The organism is Bacillus sp. C1 (genome assembly GCF_054570475.1).
In genome coordinates this window covers 239579-259873 of sequence record NZ_JBTMZT010000003.1, presented here as the reverse complement: position 1 = coordinate 259873, position 20295 = coordinate 239579, and the positions used below count along the sequence as shown (strand labels likewise).

General features: G+C 34.4%; 15 protein-coding genes, 2 pseudogenes and 1 riboswitch. Of the genes and pseudogenes, 15 read left to right on the top strand and 2 right to left on the bottom strand.

The annotated features are described in order from the left end of the window. Positions 1-64: 64 nt before the first annotated feature. The 6 genes and pseudogenes from ACX5JI_RS12265 to ACX5JI_RS12240 form a co-directional block, all read left to right on the top strand. Positions 65-988, top strand: a complete 924-nt coding sequence (locus ACX5JI_RS12265; protein ID WP_459501318.1) for an alpha/beta hydrolase — start codon at positions 65-67, stop codon at positions 986-988. Positions 989-1049: 61 nt separating this feature from the next. Then, on the top strand, positions 1050-1652 hold the full coding sequence (locus tag ACX5JI_RS12260) for a pentapeptide repeat-containing protein (RefSeq protein WP_459501317.1): 603 nt from the start codon (positions 1050-1052) through the stop codon (positions 1650-1652). Positions 1653-2022: 370 nt separating this feature from the next. Beyond that, positions 2023-2236, top strand: a pseudogene (locus ACX5JI_RS12255) (YunG family protein); the annotation flags it as partial. A gap of 230 nt (positions 2237-2466) precedes the next feature. Next, positions 2467-3792 carry a bifunctional S-methyl-5'-thioadenosine deaminase/S-adenosylhomocysteine deaminase gene (locus ACX5JI_RS12250; RefSeq protein WP_459501316.1) on the top strand — a complete coding sequence of 442 codons (1326 nt, stop codon included), beginning with the start codon at positions 2467-2469 and terminating at the stop codon, positions 3790-3792. A gap of 183 nt (positions 3793-3975) precedes the next feature. Next, the gene (locus ACX5JI_RS12245) at positions 3976-5604 is read left to right on the top strand and encodes a peptide ABC transporter substrate-binding protein (protein WP_459501315.1); all 1629 of its coding nucleotides are present in this window, start codon (positions 3976-3978) and stop codon (positions 5602-5604) included. A 226-nt stretch (positions 5605-5830) separates the two neighbouring features. Further along, positions 5831-5986 (top strand): annotated as a pseudogene (locus ACX5JI_RS12240) (M23 family peptidase); the annotation flags it as partial. A 248-nt stretch (positions 5987-6234) separates the two neighbouring features. Here ACX5JI_RS12240 and ACX5JI_RS12235 read toward each other — a convergent pair. Beyond that, entirely contained in the window at positions 6235-7533 is a 1299-nt protein-coding gene (locus ACX5JI_RS12235; RefSeq protein ID WP_459501314.1) for an Nramp family divalent metal transporter, read from the bottom strand. 613 nt (positions 7534-8146) lie between these two features. Here ACX5JI_RS12235 and trhO point away from each other — a divergent pair. After that, the gene (trhO, locus tag ACX5JI_RS12230) at positions 8147-9121 is read left to right on the top strand and encodes an oxygen-dependent tRNA uridine(34) hydroxylase TrhO (protein ID WP_459501313.1); all 975 of its coding nucleotides are present in this window, start codon (positions 8147-8149) and stop codon (positions 9119-9121) included. Positions 9122-9184: 63 nt separating this feature from the next. On the opposite strand, the gene ACX5JI_RS12225 is transcribed toward trhO, so the two are convergent. After that, a complete protein-coding gene (locus tag ACX5JI_RS12225) occupies positions 9185-9646 on the bottom strand; it encodes a YfbM family protein (protein ID WP_459501312.1) in 462 nt (153 codons plus the stop codon). A 284-nt stretch (positions 9647-9930) separates the two neighbouring features. On the opposite strand from ACX5JI_RS12225, the gene panE reads away from it, so the two are divergent. The 8 genes from panE to deoC all read left to right on the top strand — a co-directional run bounded on the left by panE (position 9931) and on the right by deoC (position 20240). Continuing rightward, a complete protein-coding gene (panE, locus tag ACX5JI_RS12220; RefSeq protein WP_459501311.1) occupies positions 9931-10845 on the top strand; it encodes a 2-dehydropantoate 2-reductase in 915 nt (304 codons plus the stop codon). A gap of 307 nt (positions 10846-11152) precedes the next feature. Continuing rightward, positions 11153-11638: a GNAT family N-acetyltransferase gene (locus ACX5JI_RS12215; RefSeq protein WP_459501310.1), complete on the top strand. Its 486-nt coding sequence runs from the start codon at positions 11153-11155 to the stop codon at positions 11636-11638. 315 nt (positions 11639-11953) lie between these two features. Next, positions 11954-12099: riboswitch (cyclic di-AMP (ydaO/yuaA leader) on the top strand. 145 nt (positions 12100-12244) lie between these two features. Further along, positions 12245-14071: a potassium transporter KimA gene (gene kimA / locus ACX5JI_RS12210; RefSeq protein WP_459501309.1), complete on the top strand. Its 1827-nt coding sequence runs from the start codon at positions 12245-12247 to the stop codon at positions 14069-14071. Positions 14072-14664: 593 nt separating this feature from the next. Further along, positions 14665-15813 carry a non-hemolytic enterotoxin subunit A gene (gene nheA, locus ACX5JI_RS12205; RefSeq protein WP_459501307.1) on the top strand — a complete coding sequence of 383 codons (1149 nt, stop codon included), beginning with the start codon at positions 14665-14667 and terminating at the stop codon, positions 15811-15813. 41 nt (positions 15814-15854) lie between these two features. Further along, on the top strand, positions 15855-17066 hold the full coding sequence (gene nheB, locus ACX5JI_RS12200; protein ID WP_459501306.1) for a non-hemolytic enterotoxin subunit B: 1212 nt from the start codon (positions 15855-15857) through the stop codon (positions 17064-17066). A 127-nt stretch (positions 17067-17193) separates the two neighbouring features. Further along, a complete protein-coding gene (gene nheC / locus ACX5JI_RS12195) occupies positions 17194-18273 on the top strand; it encodes a non-hemolytic enterotoxin subunit C (protein ID WP_459501305.1) in 1080 nt (359 codons plus the stop codon). A gap of 178 nt (positions 18274-18451) precedes the next feature. Further along, positions 18452-19390, top strand: a complete 939-nt coding sequence (gene deoR, locus ACX5JI_RS12190; RefSeq protein ID WP_459501304.1) for a DNA-binding transcriptional repressor DeoR — start codon at positions 18452-18454, stop codon at positions 19388-19390. 178 nt (positions 19391-19568) lie between these two features. Then, positions 19569-20240, top strand: coding sequence for a deoxyribose-phosphate aldolase (gene deoC / locus ACX5JI_RS12185; protein ID WP_459501303.1), 672 nt, complete (start codon positions 19569-19571; stop codon positions 20238-20240). Positions 20241-20295: the final 55 nt, after the last annotated feature.

The window sequence follows — 20295 nt, the reverse complement described above, 5'->3', positions numbered from 1 at the left end:
GTAAGAATAATGAATACTCATTCATTTTATAAAGAGATACATAATGGATTTGGAGGGTGTGAAAATGAACATACAGGAAAGCTTTGTTACGGCACTTGATGGATCGGAAATTTATTTGCGTAAGTGGTTGCCGGAAAGTGAACCTCGCGGAATTGTACAGATTGCACATGGTATGACGGAACATGCTGGGGTTTATACAGAATGCATTGATGCTTTGTTGAAAGCTGGATATGGTGTGTATGCGCATGATCATAGGGGACATGGGAAAACAGCAAAGCAGGAAGAAGATTATGGTCATTTTGAACCGAATGTTGGCTGGGATCAAGCTGTCTCTGACGTGATTTTTGTATCGGAATATATTCGAAAGCAGCACACTAGCTCGCTTTTTTTATTAGGACATAGTATGGGTTCTTTTTTATCAAGACGTGCAGTGCAGCTTCGTGGTGAGTTATATGATGGATTTCTCATTTCTGGAACGGGTGGAAATCCTGGGTTTTTAGGTGTAGTAGGTCACAAAGTGGCAACGATTGAAATGAAGCTTCGCGGCGTGAAAACGAAAAGTCCGCTGTTGAACTTTTTATCCTTTGGGAATTTTAATTCGCATTTTAAACCAAATCGGACAAAGTTTGATTGGCTATCTTCAGATACAAACCAAGTTGATAGATATATAGAAGATCCATTATGTGGTTTTATTTGCTCAACGAGTTTTTATCGTGAATTATTTAGCGGTGTGCTAGAAGTGAATAAACTAGAGGAATATAAAAAAACGCCTAAAGACCTTCCAATACATATTTTTTCTGGTGATCGTGATCCAGTGGGAGATATGGGAAAAGGTGTAAGAGAAGTGTATGATATGTATAAGAAATGCGGTGTAAAAGATGTAACGCTTCGTTTGTATGAAAATGGAAGGCATGAAATGTTTCATGAAGTGAATAGAAATGAAGTGTTCCAGGATTTGATTAATTGGTTACATGAGCATAATGTATAAAAAGACATCTCACTTCCACGTGGAGTGAGGCTTCTTTTTGGGAAAGTGGAGGTTCAGGTAGATGCAGTTTGTAGATACAGAGTATGTAGAAATAGACTTTCGAGATATTGTTATAAAAGAAGAGGAATTAAAAAATTGTACATTCATTAAATGCCGTTTCAGAGGTGTAGATGCATCAGAGATTGTAACGCAAAATTGTAATTTTATAGAATGTGACTTTACAGGTGTTCTTTTTAATGCGTCTATCCATCAAGGAACTACTTTTGCTAATTGTAATTTTTCTGGAGCAAATTTATTTGTTTCTAAGTTTGAAGAATGTAAAATGACAGGGTCTGATTTTGAAGAGGCGAATTTAGATGGGATAACAATTGTAGCGGGTGATTGGTCATATACAAATTTAAGATTCGTGAATTTAAGTAAACAAAAGTTAAAAGGGATTCGCTTAGTTGAAGCTGACTTGTATGAATGTAATTTAGAAAAAACAGATTTACGTGATGCTGATTTGACAGGTGTGCAATTCGGGAAAGCAAAGCTAGCTGGTGCAGATTTAAGAGGAGCAATCGTTGATAGAATTGACTTTAGAGCATTTGATTTGAAAAATGTAAAGTTGGATATTGAGCAGGCAGTTGCTGTGGTAAGGTGTTATGGAGCGAAGGTAAATTAAATGAGTTTTGATACTTGTCTTGTTACGAGAGGAGGAAAACCCCTCACCGATTAAATCTTCACTTCAAAAAAACTTTAACGCAGTTCAAATTTTTGAACGGTGTTAAAATTTTTTATTGTCAGATCTAGTAAATGTCAATCACCCTTTTTAGAACTTCTTCATAAGAAACGCCGCTTATTACCTCAATAATTATTCCTAACAATTTATCTTAAATTAGAATGATTAAATATTTTGCTTGAATTAGATTCAAATATACCGGCTAATTTGTGCTTTCCAGAGGGGTTATGCAATCTTTAATGAATATAGCAAAGCGAAGAGAGATTTACGAGACCGCTTTTTACTGATGGCGAATGGAGGGATATCGTTGATAATTAGAGAGGCTTGGCATTTTTATAATGTGATAGATGGTAAACGATATGATTTTACAGCATCGCAATTTTTTTTTTTGAATAACATATATGAATATTCCTTCTAATCGAGAAGAAGCATTTGTGGATACCAATGAAAAACAATATGATGTTTTAAAACAAAAAGTATGTACAGCTATCCAGTTTGATTTTCTAACATCTAAATTGCGGTTATGAAAACAAAAGGAAATCCCCACTTATTTCTTCTGTTTGTTTTTACATGGCATGGGGCTAAAAAAGGGAACTGACCGCTACTACAATCGGCCGGATGCTCTCATCCATCTAAAAAGAATGGTTTGATGTTCGTTTTTTAATTTGGATTTATATATAAATTATCTTTTGACTCTTCATGTTTAATAAGTTACTATAATGGTGGTAACTTATTAAAGGGAATAGACTTCATAGAGTTGAGAGGAGAAATACTTTTGAAAACAGCTTATGTAAGCGCTACGATTGCAACTTTAAATGAACAGAATGAAGTGTTACAAAACGGATATATCATTGTAGAAGATGGTAAAATTATAGAAGTGAAAAATGGTGAATTCTCTAATGAAAATCAAGTAGATGAAGTAGTGGATCTGAAAGGGAAATGGGTATTACCAGGTCTTGTGAATACACATACACATGTTGTGATGAGCCTTTTACGTGGCATTGGTGATGACATGTTGTTACAGCCGTGGCTTGAAACGAGAATTTGGCCACTTGAGGGGCAATTTACGCCAGAGCTTGCGGTTGCTAGTACAGAACTTGGTTTATTAGAAATGGTGAAAAGCGGGACGACAACATTTTCTGATATGTTCAATCCAATTGGTGTAGACCAAGACGCGATTATGGAAGCGGTTCGTAATAGTGGAATGCGAGCGGCCGTTTCAAGAACTTTATTTAGTTTTGGAACGAAAGAGGATGAAAAGAAAGCGATTCAAGATGCTGAAAAATATGTAAAACGCTATTATAGTGAAAACGGCATGTTAACAACGATGGTTGCACCTCATAGTCCATATACATGCTCTACTGAAATGTTAGAAGAGTGTGCGAGAATTGCGGTGGAAAATCAGACGATGGTTCATATTCATCTTTCAGAAACAGAACGTGAAGTACATGATATTGAAGCGCAATATGGCAAACGTCCCGTAGAATATGCAGCGAGCTGTGGTTTATTTAAGAGACCGACAGTGATTGCTCATGGTGTTGTGTTAAACGAATATGAGCGTACTTTCTTAGCAGAGCATGATGTTCGTGTAGCACACAATCCAAATAGCAATTTAAAATTAGGATCTGGTATAGCGAATGTTAAGGCGATGTTAGAAGCTGGAATTAAAGTTGGTATTGCAACAGATAGCGTTGCATCTAACAATAATTTAGATATGTTTGAAGAACTACGCGTTGCAACGTTATTGCAAAAAGGAATTCATAAAGATGCAACTGCCTTACCTGTTGAAACGGCTCTTCTACTGGCGACAAAAGGAGCAGCAGAAGTCATTGGAATGAAACAAACGGGTTCACTTGAGGTAGGAAAGTGTGCTGACTTTATTACAATTGATCCATCTAATAAGCCGCACTTACAGCCAGCAGAAGAAGTGTTGTCACACCTTGTTTATGCTGCGAGTGGAAAAGACGTATCAGATGTTGTCATTAACGGGCAGCGCATTGTGTGGGACGGTGAATGTAAAACATTGGATGAGGAACGAATTATTTTTGAAGCGAGTCGCTATAAACGAGGATTGAAGATGTAATTGAAATGGAAAAATTAATAAAAAACGCTATCCTTTTTAATGGAATACATGAGGAGAGCGTTTTTTTTGTGAATTTTATGTGAAATGAATAAATAGTAGATAGAATATCACGCCTTTATACTAGCCTTTCTGTTATAATATAAAACGTTTTATAAAATTATTTGAATTTAAGGAGAAACATGCATGAAGCAGAAAAAAAGCCGCTTACTAGTAATTACACTTATCGTACCTTTGATTTTATCGGCTTGTAGTAGTACAGCAAATAAAGTTAATAAAGAGGATGGGAAACAAGTGTTAAACGTAACAGTATCAGAGGAAATCCCTTCTCTTGATACAGCGAAAGCGATGGATGGTACATCATCACATGTGATGCAAAATATATTTGAAGGATTGTATGTGCTAGATGATCAAGATAAGCCCATACCTGGTGTGGCGAAGTCATTTGAGAAAAGCGAGGATGGGAAAAAGTATATATTCCATTTGCGTAAAGACGCAAAATGGTCAAATGGGGAATTAGTAACAGCACATGATTTTATTTTTTCTTGGAAACGGACATTGAGTCCTGAAACGGTATCTCAATATGCATACATGCTATTTGATATAAAGAATGCAAAGGAAATAAATAAAGGTACATTGGTTGCTGATCAGTTAGGTGTAAAAGCATTAGATAATTATACGTTAGAAGTACAATTAGAGAATCCTGTCCCATATTTCCTGCAATTATTAGCATTACCTATTTATTTACCGCAGTCCGAATCATTTGTGAAGGAACAAGGGAGTCGGTATGCTTTAGAGCCGAATCACCTTATATACAATGGCGCATTTGTATTAGAGAAATGGGAGCATGAACAAGAGTTTCAATTAAAGAAAAATAGTGCATATTGGGATAAGGAAAAAGTAAAGTTAGATGAAATAAACTTCCATATTGTAAAAGATACAATGGCAGCTGTAAATTTATATGAATCTGGCACTCTTGACCGTGTGCCGCTAAATTCTACATTTGTAGAACGATACAAAAATAATAAAGAGCTACATGTATCAAATGAGTCTGCCGTAGCGATGCTTCGATTTAACGAAAAAAATGTTTCACTAGCAAATAAAAAACTTCGTCAATCTATTTCTTTAGCACTAAATAAAGAAGCGTTTGTAAGTCATTTTATGAACAATGGGGCAGCTCCTGCGCAAGGTCTTATACCGAGAGGATATACGAATGAAACAAATGGAAAAGATTTTCGAAAGGAAAATGGAAATATCGCTAACTATGATTTACCAAAAGCAAAAACACTTTGGGAAGATGCGAAAAAAGAGCTTGGCACGGAAAGTGTCACAGTAGAATTCTTAACCTTTGAACAAGATAATGCGAAACGTATAGCTGAATACATAAAAGGAGATTTAGAAAAGCATTTACAAGGTTTAACAGTGCAAATTAAACAGCAACCATTTAAGCAAAAATTACAGCTAGAACAAACAGGACAATATGATATATCTATGGTAGTATGGGGGCCAGATTATAAAGACCCGATAAGTTACTTAGAAGTATTTACGACAGATAATCCGAATAATAGGATGGAGTACTCGAATTCTTATTATGACGATCTTATCAAGCAAGCAAAATATGATATTGTATTAGACCAACAGAAAAGGTGGAAAGCCTTACAAGAAGCGGAACAAATCGTATTGGAAGATGCTGCAATTGCTCCGCTTTATCATACTGGCTCATCATATATACAAAAGAAGCATATAAAGGGCATTGAGAAGCATCAATTTGGCGGTGTGTACACGTATAAACATGCTTTTATAGCTGAAAAGTAGAAATACTGAGATGGAAAAGAGCTAATTGCTTGATATAGAAGCATTAGCTCTTTTTTTAGTTAAAGTAAAGAAACGGGCTAAAAAGAAATGATGATTCTCTTTTGCTACATGTTAATATAGTTTTATGGAATATATTTCAAATGATCATGGAAGAGGATGGGTTATGAAACAACAGTCTATATTAATCGTAGATGATGACGCGGATATTGTTCAATTAATTGAAGTACATCAACGACAAGATCCATCTAAGACGAGCATGTTTCTTTCGGAAGGTTTACCGTTGTATTTTCGAGAGATAGAGGGCACGGCTATGCCAAATGGATGGGGCCATTTGAAGGACGGTAAAGAGTCACCAATAGGGGATGTCATTTCACCTAAATGAAATAAAAAGAATGTGATACAAATATGGATCACATTCTTTAGCGTGTTGGGAAAGAAGAACTAGTGAGCTCTTGTTTTTGTCGTATTTTGTTAGTTAGTCGATATCCTTTGTCGAATCGCCGATATATGATGAGAAACGATCGATATATTTGAAAAATCGCTGATAAAATTTCATTCACCTTTTTATACGAGCCCACCTGGTCAGATTACTATGTTTCTCTTTATAGTTTTGTATCACATGCCTTTTTATTATTTCCCACTAAATGTCTGATACAGTAAGAAAATATTTAAAGCGATAACGAGCCCAGCAATTAACCAAGCAATTGCGCTTGTAATACGATGATTTACGAGCACGCCCATAATCTTTTTACTACTTGTAAACATAATAAGAGGTACTAGTGCAAATGCGATACCAAATGATAATACGACTTGACTCATAACAAGAGCGTAAGTTGGGTTCACACCTAAAGCGATAATAACAAGAGGCGGAATCATTGTAATAAACCGTCTTACATATAACGGAATATGCATGCGGATAAATCCTTGCATAATAATATCACCAGACATTGTACCGACAGAAGAACTAGATAAGCCTGCAGCTAACAAGCCAATTCCGAAGAGACTTGCTGATGCAGGCCCAACTAAATTGCTAAATTCATGAAAAGCAACGTCTAAGTCTTCAACATGTAATCCATTTTTGAAGAACAAGGCAGCTGCTACGATTAGCATACTTGCGTTAATTGCTCCAGCAATCACCATTGCAATAATGATATCAATGAATTCAAAGCGAAAAATCTTTTTGCGCTGTTCATCTGTTGTTCCGACTACGCGGCGCTGGGTTAAAGCGGAATGTAAATAAATCGCATGTGGCATGACTGTTGCACCTAAAATTCCAGCTGCAAGTAAAATACTATCTACACCTTGAAATTTAGGAATAAATAGTCCTGAAAGAAGAGGACTCAGTTCTGGTTTGGCATAAAATACTTGTACACCAAATGCAACAACGACGATAAAGACCATTCCTGTAATAATAGCTTCTAATGGGCGGAAGCCCCTGCGTTGAAATTCAAGAATAATGAATGATCCAACTGCGGTAATTAAGGCAGCCGGTAACATTGGAATACCGAACAGTAAATATAATCCTAAAGCAGCACCGATAAATTCAGCTAAATCAGTAGCCATAATAACGAGTTCGCCTTGTATCCATAATCCAATTGAAACAGGTTTTGAAAAATGTTCACGAGCGACTTCAGGAAGGTTCTTTCCAGTAGCAATACCAAGTTTTGCTGATAGAGACTGAATTAATACAGCCATTAAATTGGAAGCTAGAATCACCCAAAGTAATAAATAACCGTATTGTGATCCTGCTGCAATATTTGTAGCGAAATTCCCTGGATCAATATAAGCAACGGATGCGATAAAAGCAGGTCCGAGAAAAGGTAATAATTTTTTAAACCCTTTTGTCTCGCCGCTTAGAGCTAGATGAGCAGATTGAACAGTTGTGCTTTGAGAAGGGACGTGTTCATCTTTTGTTATATCTTTATTCATAGTAGTTTTCCCCTTTAGTTTCTTAACTTGCTGCAATTATTGTATTTATTCTTCTTGTCTAATTCAATATATTTAGATGATTTAGTTGATATTTTTATTTGAGCATAAATGTTTCCTTAATGCAAATTATATGACTGTATACAATAAAAGGTGTGCTAGAAATAGCTATATAACAAAAATAAATAATATAGAATTGTAACTTTTGGAGGAGAAAGGTCCATCACCGTAACATGGGGTTGATTTTTTGAAAATGGATCAACTTTAACACACGGAACGGAGAGTGGCGACTCCCGCAGAAAGCGCCCATTCAGAGGTGACGCATAATATGGAATGGAAAAGCAGTTTTTAAAATTGTAAAATATAGCACATAGCATATTAATTGCTGGAAATCCATTTGTATGTTATATAATATATTGGGATTACATTACAGCCGTATTGGTTTGTTATGTAATCTCGTTTTTCATTTGCGTTAACTTCTGGGAAAATATTGTAAATAGGGGAAAGTTATTTGAACAATCGTTAACAAATTCTTTCTTATTCTTATATGTTCCGATATGATCGTTAACTTATACATGATTTTAAAATATTGAATTAGATAGGTGGTAAAAATAAAATGTTAAATACAAAGCCATATAGAGTGTTGCTGTACTATATGTACACTACAATTGAGAATCCTGAAGAATTTGCTGCTCAGCATTTAGAATTTTGTAATTCACTTGAATTAAAAGGAAGAATTCTTGTTGCAGAAGAGGGAATCAACGGAACTGCTTCAGGTACTGTCCAACAAACAGAGAAATATATGGAAGCAATGAAGAACGACCCACGTTTTGCTGGAATCGTTTTTAAAGTAGATGAGGCAGATGAGCATGCGTTCAAAAAAATGCACGTACGTTCTCGTCCAGAGCTTGTTACACTTCGTTTAGAAGATGATATCAATCCGAAAGAAACGACAGGTAAGTATCTTGAGCCAAAAGAGTTTTATGAAGCAATGCAAGAAGAAAATACAGTTATCATTGATGCGAGAAATGATTATGAATTTGATTTAGGCCATTTTAGAGGCGCAATTAAACCTGATATTAAATCATTCCGTGAATTACCAGATTGGATTGATGAAAATAAAGAAATGTTCGAAGGCAAAAAGATTTTAACGTATTGTACAGGTGGTATTCGCTGTGAGAAATTTTCTGGCTGGTTAGTCAAGGAAGGTTTTGAAGATGTAAGTCAGCTTCATGGCGGGATTGTAACATACGGAAAAGACCCTGAAGTACAAGGGGAACTATGGGATGGACAATGTTACGTATTCGATGAACGTATTGGTGTGCCAGTGAACCAAAAAGAACATGTTATCGTTGGTAAAGATCACTTTACAAATGAACCGTGTGAGCGCTATGTAAATTGTGCAAACCCAGAATGTAACAAACAAATCTTATGTTCTGAAGAAAATGAAGCGAAATATTTACGTGCATGTTCTCATGAATGCCGTGTACATCCACGCAATCGTTATGTAAAAGAACATGAATTAACAGAAGAGCAAGTAGCAATCGCATTAGCAAAAATTGAAGAAGAAAATCAAGTGAAATTAGGATAATATTTCACTTTAATAAAAAACGGATCTTCTCGTAAAAGAGAGGATCCGTTTTTTTATTTCTATTTAGATAATAAAAAAGATTGTACATTGCTTGTTTGAAACAGCTTGCTTATATAAATCTTTAATTTCTAAAAAATAACTATAAGTATATTCGAATATTTCATCAGAATCATCATCTTCAACAAGTGGATAAAGTTGCTCGTCCATTAATTCTTGAAAGTTGTACATGTTGTTGAAATCAGATTTACTTAAATCTTTTATTGCAGAATATGCTTCTTCTACTTGACTAGCTGTAAGGTAAAACGTACCGAGCGAATCGTTATCTATGATGGAATCATTTAAGGGTACGACATGTCCAAGAGGTGGTTCGCCTCCGCCAATTTCCCCACATAGTATAAAATGAAGTAACTGCCATGATTTATCAATATCTAAATCGGATTCTTTAAAATAAATATCCAACTCTTTATTTTTGATTTTACTTAATTCCTCATCTGTAACGAGTATATACTGTCCAATCATCCCCATAATAGTCAGCTCCTCTAAAGGTTTTGCATTTAGTATATCATTTTTTGGTATGTATTTATTAAGGGGGGATAGAATAGGTACTTTATAAGTAGTTATTAAGTTTATAATCCATAATTTTAAAAATTGAAATGCTACTAATCTATTCATTAATAAAATGATGAATTCTATTATATAAAAAAAGTTGAAAGTTGAATTTTCTGTTTGTTTAATGAATCGGATATATAATATAGTTATGCTACAAGGAAGTAAAATTTTCATGTTTGGAAAAGGGGGGAGTTCTCTATATGCGTATTTTAGTATTAGGAGCTGGAGGAATCGGAGGATATTTTGGGGGCCGTTTAGTAGAAAAAGGGGAGGACGTTACTTTTCTCGTTCGTAGTGGCCGGAAACAACAGCTTGAGAAAAATGGTCTTGTTATTCGTAGTATAAAGGAAGATTTCTCCTTTACACCACAATTAATCATAAAAACTGAATCCGTAGATCCATTCGATTTAATTTTATTTTCAACAAAAACTTATCATTTAGAAGAAGCTATAAACGATTTGAAGCCATTTGTTGGTGAGAACACAATTATTATACCGCTACTGAATGGTATAGCCCATCTATCCGCACTACAACAAGTATTTGGTGAGGATAAAGTTATTGGAGGTTTGTGTTTTATTGAAACAACATTAAACGACGAGGGAGATGTTGTTCAAACTAGCGCTGCTGACCAACTTGTATTTGGGGAAATTAAAAATCTACATACAGAACGCATACATAGGGTTGTCGATACCTTAAAGGGTACAAAAGCAAGTTTTGTTTTGAGTAATCATATTGTGCAAGATATGTGGCATAAATATTTATTTATTACTGTTATGTCAGGCGTGACTACGCTAATGCGTGCACCAATAGGACCGATCCGTGAAAGTGACGGGGGCCGGGACTTGATTCGAAATTTATTTGAAGAAGTAGCGCAGATTATGAAAGTATCTGGAGCCCCAATTCAGGATCATATTGTTGACGAACATATGAAGACGATTGATAAGATTTCATATGATATGAAATCTTCCATGCAGCGGGATATGGAAAAAGGTTCATCTATCGAAGGGGAGTACTTACAAGGATATTTGTTGAAATTAGCAAAACAATTGCATATAGATGCGCCATTGTTAAAAATTATTTATCAAAATTTAAAAGTTTACGAAGAGATGCTGTAAGAGAACGTTCAAACGGCCTCTATTATCCTGCTATTTGCTGATAGTAAGACTCTAACCTCAAAATTCACCGGAAGAAAAGAAGTTATGTGTGTGGGACAACTGCCTACAAAAGTCCGATTAGTGTAGGGTAATAATTAGTGAGGGATGAAGACCACCCTATGGATTGAATTTTTACATTATAATTCTGACATGTATGAACAATTAAATTGAAAGGCGATATTATAAAAATAGTATCGGCTTTTTCTGATTAACTTAAAATAATAATGATAATTTCTATTTGATAAAGTGGAAAGCTTGGAGGAATAAAATGCAGCGACTAAACTTTAAGAAATTTGAAGTGACAGATTTTAAGGATTACTTCCAATTAGTATCTAATGAACAAGTTATGGTACAAATTACAGAACGAGCGATTCCGTTGAAAGAGGCCAAAGTTAACTATCAAAAGTTATTAGAATGTAATGGAAAATATAAGTTGTATGGTTCATATAAAGTTTATGATAGTGTAACGAATGAATTTATTGGTCTTGGGCATTTAACTTTAAATGAAAAAGAAAGAGAAGAAGCTGAAATTGGCTATATGATATTGCCTATTTATTGGGGGAAAGGATATGGTACCACAATTGCAAAACAATTAATTGAACTAGCTAAGCAAACAAAATTGAACGTACTGAAAGCAATTATTGATCCGGAAAATATCCCTTCTAGAAAAATTTTAATAAAACAAGGATTTACATCAGAGAAAATTTGTGAGATTGATGGATTACCTGGAGAAATATTAAGTAGGTCTATATAAGGAAACGTCCTTTTGTTCGGAAATAAATTATGCATTACCTTTATTTGTGCGTACATCATTTTATTCCTTTGTGAGTTAGCGTATAGTTGAGTAGGCTCTTCAATTATTTCATCTAAGAATTTATCAGACAAAAAACGATTTTATGTAAATCTATTATCCTTTTTATTCAAACTTGATATGACGTATTATGTTCGTTCATGAAGTAATACCCTACATAATCATCGCGATTTTTCTATTTCTAAAAATTTAAGCTATTGTTTTAAAAAAATTATTTACTTTTTTAAAATAAAGGAGTATTATAATCCACAGTTTCAAATTTCTAAATCGCTGAAACCGCATGGTACGGGGGACCCGTTTTGATGGATTAGTGCATAATCCAAGGGGTGAATCCTTGAAAAAGGTAGGGCTACTCATAGGCCCGAATCCGACAGCTAACCTCGTAAGCGTTATATTGAGAAGGAAGGTGGAGCTTGTGCGACAAAAAAATTGATGTCTACAAGTCTATTTGTTATAGCTTGTAGACATTTTTTGTTTTCTGAGAAGGTAGTTTATTAGCTTTAACTAGCAGAGAATTGTTCGTACAAAATTATTGGAGAGTGGACAACAGTGGTTTCATCTATAAAGAGATTTTTAATTGGAAGACCGTTAAAATCAACCGAATTAGGGGAACAAAAGCTTAATAAAACAAAAGCGTTAGCAATTTTATCCTCTGACGCATTATCGTCGGTTGCCTATGGTCCAGAGCAAATTTTGATCGCTTTAGCAGGCCTTGGTGCAATAGCGTTTTGGTATTCTATTCCAATTGCGATGGGAGTATTAGTGTTATTAACAGCGCTTATATTATCTTATCGACAAATTATTTTTGCCTATCCTCATGGAGGAGGAGCATATGTTGTATCTAAAGAAAACTTAGGGGTGAATCCAGGATTAATAGCTGGAGGATCCTTATTAGTAGACTATATTTTAACTGTAGCAGTTAGTGTATCGGCAGGTACAGATGCGATTACATCTGCCTTTCCTAGCTTACATGAGCATAATGTGATTATCGCGATTATATTTGTAATATTTATTACAATTTTGAACTTAAGAGGTGTCACGGAGTCCGCTTCTGTTTTAGCTTATCCCGTTTATTTATTTGTTTTAGCACTATTTATATTAATCGGTGTAGGTATATATAACATTGTAACAGGTGAAGTTTCACCTCAGTTGCATACACCAATTGGTACGCCAGTAGCAGGGATTAGTTTATTTTTACTTTTAAGAGCATTTGCATCAGGTAGCTCTGCTTTAACAGGTGTTGAAGCGATTTCTAATGCAATTCCAAATTTTAAAGATCCAGCTCCTAATAATGCTGCTAAAACGTTACTTGCGATGGGATCTTTACTTGCAGTACTATTTTCAGGGATTGTATATTTAGCGTATTATTATGGAATTACTCCAAGTAAAGAGGTAACGGTTGTTTCACAAATTGCTGAACAAACATTTGGACGGAACTTCATGTATTTCTTTATTCAAGGAACAACAGCGTTAATATTAATCCTAGCTGCTAACACTGGTTATTCTGCTTTTCCTTTATTAGCAGTTAATCTTGCGAAAGATAAGTTTATACCCAGAATGTTTACAGTTAGGGGAGACAGATTAGGGTATTCAAATGGAATTATCATACTTGGAGTTGCTTCAATTCTTTTAATTATTGCTTTCCAAGGACAAACCGAACATCTTATCCCGCTTTATGCAGTAGGTGTGTTTATTCCATTTACGCTGTCCCAGTCTGGAATGGTAGTGAAATGGATTCGTGAAAAGCCAAAAGGATGGATTTTAAAATTAACGATTAACTTAACGGGTGCAATTATTAGTTTTATCGTTATGAGTATGTTCTTTTTAACCAAGTTTTCACAAGTTTGGACAGTCTTAATTTTCTTACCTGCCATCATTTTTGTTTTCCATCGAATTAGAAGGCATTATGAAGCAGTAGGCGATCAATTAAGTCTTAAAACTTGTGAACCAATTGTGCCGATTGAAGGAAATGTAATCATCGTTCCTGTAGCTGGTATGACGCATGTAGTAGAAAACTCATTAAATTATGCTAAATCCCTTTCACCAGATCAAATCATTGCTGTTTACGTTTCTTTTGAAAGAGAAGAAGAGAAGAAATTTGAAGAGAAGTGGGAGAAATGGCAGCCTGAGGTAAGGCTTGTTACGCTACATTCCAATTATCGAAGTATTATACAACCGCTAACAAAGTTTATTGATACAGTGCAATATAAAGCAAGTGAATCGAATTATCGAGTTACGGTAGTTATACCACAGTTTATCCCGAAGAAAGGTTGGCATAACATTCTGCATAATCAGTCGAGCTTGTTGATTCGTGCATATTTACTTTATCGAAGAAATGTCGTGATCACAACTGTGCCTTATCACTTGAAAAAATAAAGAATAATAGATTTTTTGGTGGCTTTACTTAGGTAAAGCTACCTTTTTTATTTGCCGAATCATGTATATATGCATTATTGCATATCTGCAAAATAATTATATTGAAATAATTTTATCTCGGATTAATAATTCATATTTTCTATTGTTATTTATGGATATTTAAAGTGGATGAACCTATTTGATTTTATTTTAAAATAAGGACAGGAACCATTGAAAATAAAGGGAATTAAAATACTTCTTTACGATAAAAAATTGCTGTGTTTAAATTACATTACAGTACAAAGCTTGGATATAAACAAAGTTACTTTTGCATATTTCGACAAATTTCGGATGAAAATGAATAATATTTTTATGTAATAATCTTTGTGAATAGTAAAAATTATACAAGTTCATTCATTGTTTAAAAGTATGATGAATATGATATTTCTTACATTCAAGCAAGTACTGCAATTTAATTTTATTAAATTGAGAGAGGTGGGTATTTAGCGAATTACTATGAGAACGTTCTCTATTTTGATCTAGTATAACGTATTTTAAAAGTAGAATATAAAAATGAAATATAAATAGTTACTAATACATTAGGGGGAGTTAAAGTGAAGAAGACTTTAATTACAGGGTTATTGGTTACAGCGGTATCTACAAGTTGCTTTATTCCTGCAAGCGCTTACGCGGAGGGAGGGAAGCCAGTATACACACAAAATGTAATTGCTCCAAATACATTGTCAAACTCAATTAGAATGTTAGGATCACAGTCTCCACTTATACAAGCATATGGATTGGTTATTTTACAGCAACCAGATATTAAAGTGAACACTATGAGCAGTTTGACGAATCATCAAAAGTTTGCAAAGACAAATGTTCGAGAGTGGATTGATGAATATAATCCAATGTTAATTGATTTAAATCAAGAGATGATGAGATATAGTACAAGGTTTAATAACTATTATAGTAAGTTATATGAACTAGCAGGAGCAATAAATGAAGACGGGCAAGCAAAAGAAGATTTTACAAGTACATATGGAAAGTTACAAGTACAAGTGCAAACGATTCAAGAAAGTATGGAACAAACTTTGTTGGAGTTAAACCGTTATAAGGCTGGATTAGATAAAGATACTCAAAGCTTATCGCAAAAGGCTGACGAGGCTATCCAATCATTACAAGGCTCAAATGGAGATATTGTTAAGTTAAGAGCAGATATTAAAAGAATCCAGGAAGAAATTCAAAAAGAGCTTACAAATATTTTAAATAGGCCACAAGAGATTATTAAAGGTTCCATTAATATTGGTAAACAAGTATTTACAATAACAAATCAAACCGCACAAACGAAAACAATAGACTTTGTTTCTATCGGTTCTTTAAGTAATGAAATTGTAAATGCTGCGGATAGTCAAACGAGGGAAGCAGCTCTACGTATTCAACAAAAACAAAAAGAGTTAATACCACTTATTCAAAAATTATCACAAACGGAGACAGAAGCGACTCAAATTACTTTTGTTGAAGATCAAGTGAGTAGTTTTACCGAATTAATTAGTCGACAAATTACAACGTTAGAGTACTTACTAAATGATTGGAAAGTATTAAATAATAATATGATCCAAATTCAAACAAATCTTGAAACGGGAACATATACAGATAGTCATTTGCTTCCAAAGCATTTCAATCAGCTTAAAAAGTTAAGTGATGAGATGGGGAAACAAACGAAGCAATTTGAAGATTACGTATCGAATGTAGAAGTGCATTAATGAGGAAATTATCAATATATAAATGCGGGGAGAGAAGAAAAATGACAAAAAAACCTTATAAAGTAATGGCTCTATCGGCAATCATGGCGGTAGTTGCAGCGGGGAATATCCTGCCAGCACATACATATGCAGCAGAAAGCATAGCAAAACCAACTCCGATTTATGCTAGTGTACCAGATGCATCTGATACATACTCTGAGTATTCACTAGGGCCAGATGGTCTAAGAGCTGCAATGGAACGAACGGGATCCAATGCTTTAGTAATGGACTTGTATGCGTTAACGATTATTAAGCAAGCTAATGTTAATTTTAACGGTATAACGACTGTTGATGACTCTTTAAAAACAAAAGTCGTTTATCATCAAGATGTTGCTAGAGGAAATGCAAATCAGTGGTTGGATACAATTAAACCACAATTAATTTCTACAAACCAAAATATTATTAATTATAATACGAAATTCCAAAACTATTATGATACGTTAGTGACAGCCGTAGATAATAAAGACAAAGCAACATTAACAAAAGGACTTACGAGATTGTCTACTAGCATTACAGAGAATAAAGAAAAAGTAGATAAGTTAGTGGAAGACTTAAAAAAATTCCGAAATAAAATGACAGCAGATACACAAAACTTTAAAGGGGATGCAAATCAATTAACATCTATTTTAGCAAGTCAAGATGCTGGAATCCCGCTCTTGCAAAATCAAATTACGACCTATAATGAGGCGATTGGTAAATATAACGCAATTATCATTGGATCATCAGTTGCAACAGCTTTAGGGCCAATTGCAATTATTGGCGGAGCAGTTGTAATTGCTACTGGTGCAGGGACCCCGTTAGGAGTTGGACTTATTGCAGGTGGAGCAGCAGCAATAGGAGGAGGAACAGCTGGTATTGTTTTAGCGAAGAAAGAACTTGACAATGCACAGGCAGAAATCCAAAAGATAACAGGACAAATTTCTCAAGCGCAATTACAGGTAGCGGGCTTAACGAATATTAAAAACCAAACTGAATATTTAACAAATACGATCGATGTAGCTATTACTGCACTACAAAATATTTCAAACCAATGGTATACGATGGGATCAAAATATAATTCTTTACTTCAAAATGTTGAATCTATTAGCCCTAACGATCTCGTTTTCATCAAAGAGGATTTAAATATCGCTAAAGATAGCTGGAAAAATATCAAAGATTATGCAGAGAAAATTTATGCAGAGGACATTAAAGTAGTTGATACGAAAAAAGCATAATATAAATAAAATTGTTATAGCTTTATGTACAGATTATTAGTTTTAATAAAGAGCCCTTGTTCACAAGTGAGCAAGGGCTCTTTACCTCTTACGTTTTATATCCTCGTAAACAGAATAGGTGATAGGTATGCGTAGTAATTTTTATAAAAAATGTCTTTTAACGATAATGATTGCTGGAGTAGCAACAAGTAATGCGTTTCCTTTACATCCTCTTGCAGCAGAACAAAACATAAAGATATTACAAGAAAATGCGAAAAATTATTCTCTCGGGCCTGCAGGGTTTCAAGATGTAATGGCACAAACAACATCTAGCCTATTTGCAATGGATTCGTATGCAAAACAAATTCAAAATCAACAAGAGACAGATTTGAATAAAATAAGCTCAATTCATAGTGACTTAAGAGGGAACATGATTCAGCATCAAAAAGATGCAAAAATTAACGCAACATACTGGCTAAATCAAATGAAACCTCAGATTATGAAAACGGATCAAAATATTATTGAGTTTAATAATACTTTTCAAACATATTACAACAACATGCTATTGGCAGTAGATCAAAAGGATAGTAGTACATTAAAATCAGATTTAGAAAAATTGTATGCAGGCATTTTGAAAAATCAAAATGAAGTAGATGTTTTATTAGGAGATTTAAAAATGTTTCGCGATAGAATGGCGAAAGATACAAGTAGCTTTAAAGATGATGCCAATCAATTAACGGCAATTTTAGCAAGTGCAAATGCTGGTATTCCAGCTTTAGAGCAACAAATTAATACGTATAATGAATCAATTAAAAAGAGTAATGATATGGTAATTGCTGGCGGTGTACTTTGTGTAGCTTTAATTACTTGTCTTGCCGGGGGACCAATGATTGCTGTTGCGAAGAAAGATATTGCGAATGCAGAGCGAGAAATAGCGAATTTAAAAGCGAGAATTTCTGGAGTACAGGAAGAAGTAGTTATTTTGACAGATATTAAAAATAAAACAACGAATATGACAGAGACCATTGATGCGGCAATTACTGCGCTTCAAAATATATCAAATCAGTGGTATACGGTAGGAGCAAAATATAATAATTTGCTGCAAAATGTAAAGGGAATTAGTCCGGAAGAATTTACCTTTATAAAAGAAGATTTAAACACGGCAAAAGATAGCTGGAAAGATGTAAAGAATTATACAGAAAAATTGTATGAAGGTGTAACGAAATGAAAAACAGTGGATTAGATCCATTGTTTTTTTCTTTTACTGTAAGAAAACTAAAGAAGAGAGGGAAAATAAATGAATAGAAAAAGTTTCTATTCATTTAGATAGTCGAAATTTCTAGCATAAAGCTGTATAATGCTTGTAATGAAAGGGAAATACAGGAAAGGATATGTAATAAGTTACTATGGATAAAGAGAAACAACAATTAAGCGTTGAAGTTGCAAGGTTATATTATCAATCGGATTATAGTCAACAAGAAATTGCTAATAAATTGAATATTTCCAGACCAACCATTTCAAGACTGTTAAAATATGCGAAAGAAAAAGGATTTGTTCAAATTAATATAGCTGATCCATTCGCTGATTTAGATAATGTAGGAAACTTACTAAAAGAAAAATATAATTTATTAGAAGCGCATGTTGTGTTTTCACCAGTACCAGAGTATGCGGCCATTACAGAGTATATTAGCAAGTATGCTGCTGAATATATGGAGAAGGTAGTTACAAATGGTGATATTGTCGGGGTGAGCTGGGGAACGACGATGTATGAAATTGCTCGAAAAATGGCACCACAACCTGTAAAGGGAGTAGAGGTTGTTCAATTAAAAGGAGGTATTAGCCATTCAAGTGTTAATACGTATGCGAATGAAACGATTGCTTTATTTGCTGACGCCTTTCAAACAACCCCACGAAATTTACCACTTCCGGTTATATTTGATAACGCAGTGACAAAGGAATTAGTGGAACAAGATCGACATATTCATCATATTATTGAAATGGGAAAGCAAGCGAACATTGCAATTTTTACAGTCGGTACTGTTAGGGATGAAGCGCTACTATTTCGTTTAGGTTATTTAGATAATCAGGAAATGAGTTTATTAAAAGAACAAGCAGTAGGAGATATTTGTTCGCGCTTTTTTGATGGAGATGGCAACATTTGCAGCGAAGAGATTAACCAGCGAACAATTGGTATTGATTTGGAGGAACTGCGATTAAAGCAACGCTCTGTTCTCGTTGCTGGAGGTTCTAGAAAAGTAAAAGCAATTGATGGTGCGTTAAGCGGAGGGTATGCGAATGTGTTGATTATCGATCAGCATACCGCGAAAGAACTTTTAAATTATTAAAGGTTAAAAAAGAAGGTTTCTCAAAAGCATAAATTTGAGAAACCTTCTTTTTGTGTCAATTTTTTAAAAATTATTTCATAATCTCAATAAAATGTTGAACAAAATTTCGAATGCGTGTTTACATTTGTTCAAAGTGGAGTTAGAATGAAGTTGTTAAAAGATATGAGGAGTGAAGAAAATGAACATTGCAAAATTAATTGATCATACAGTTTTAAAACCAAATACGACAAAAGAAGATGTGATGAAAGTTTTAGAAGAGGCAAAGAAATATAATTTCGCTTCTGTTTGTATTAATCCTACATGGGTAAAATTAGCTGCTGAAGAATTAGCGGGATATGATGTAGATGTTTGTACAGTAATTGGTTTTCCTTTAGGTGCAAATACAACTGAGACAAAAGTATTTGAAACAAAAGATGTAATTGCAAAAGGCGCAACTGAAGTTGATATGGTAATCAATGTTGGTGCTTTAAAAGATGGCGAAAATGAATTTGTTGAAAATGATATTCGTGAAGTGGTACAAGCAGCAAAAGGAAAAGCGCTTGTAAAAGTTATTATTGAAACTTGCTTATTAACAGATGAAGAAAAAGTTCGTGCTTGTGAATTATCTGTAAAAGCTGGTGCTGACTTTGTGAAAACGTCAACTGGATTTTCAACTGGTGGGGCAACTGCTGAAGATATCGCATTAATGCGCAAAACTGTTGGAGCAAACGTTGGTGTGAAAGCATCAGGTGGCGTTCGTACACGTGAAGATGCAGAAAAGATGATTGAAGCTGGTGCTTCTCGAATCGGTGCAAGTGCAAGTGTTGCAATTGTATTAAATGATCAAGAAGGCGCGTCAGATAACTACTAATTTATAAGAAATGGGAAGTAATAGATACACAAACTGTGAAAGTGCATGATGTATC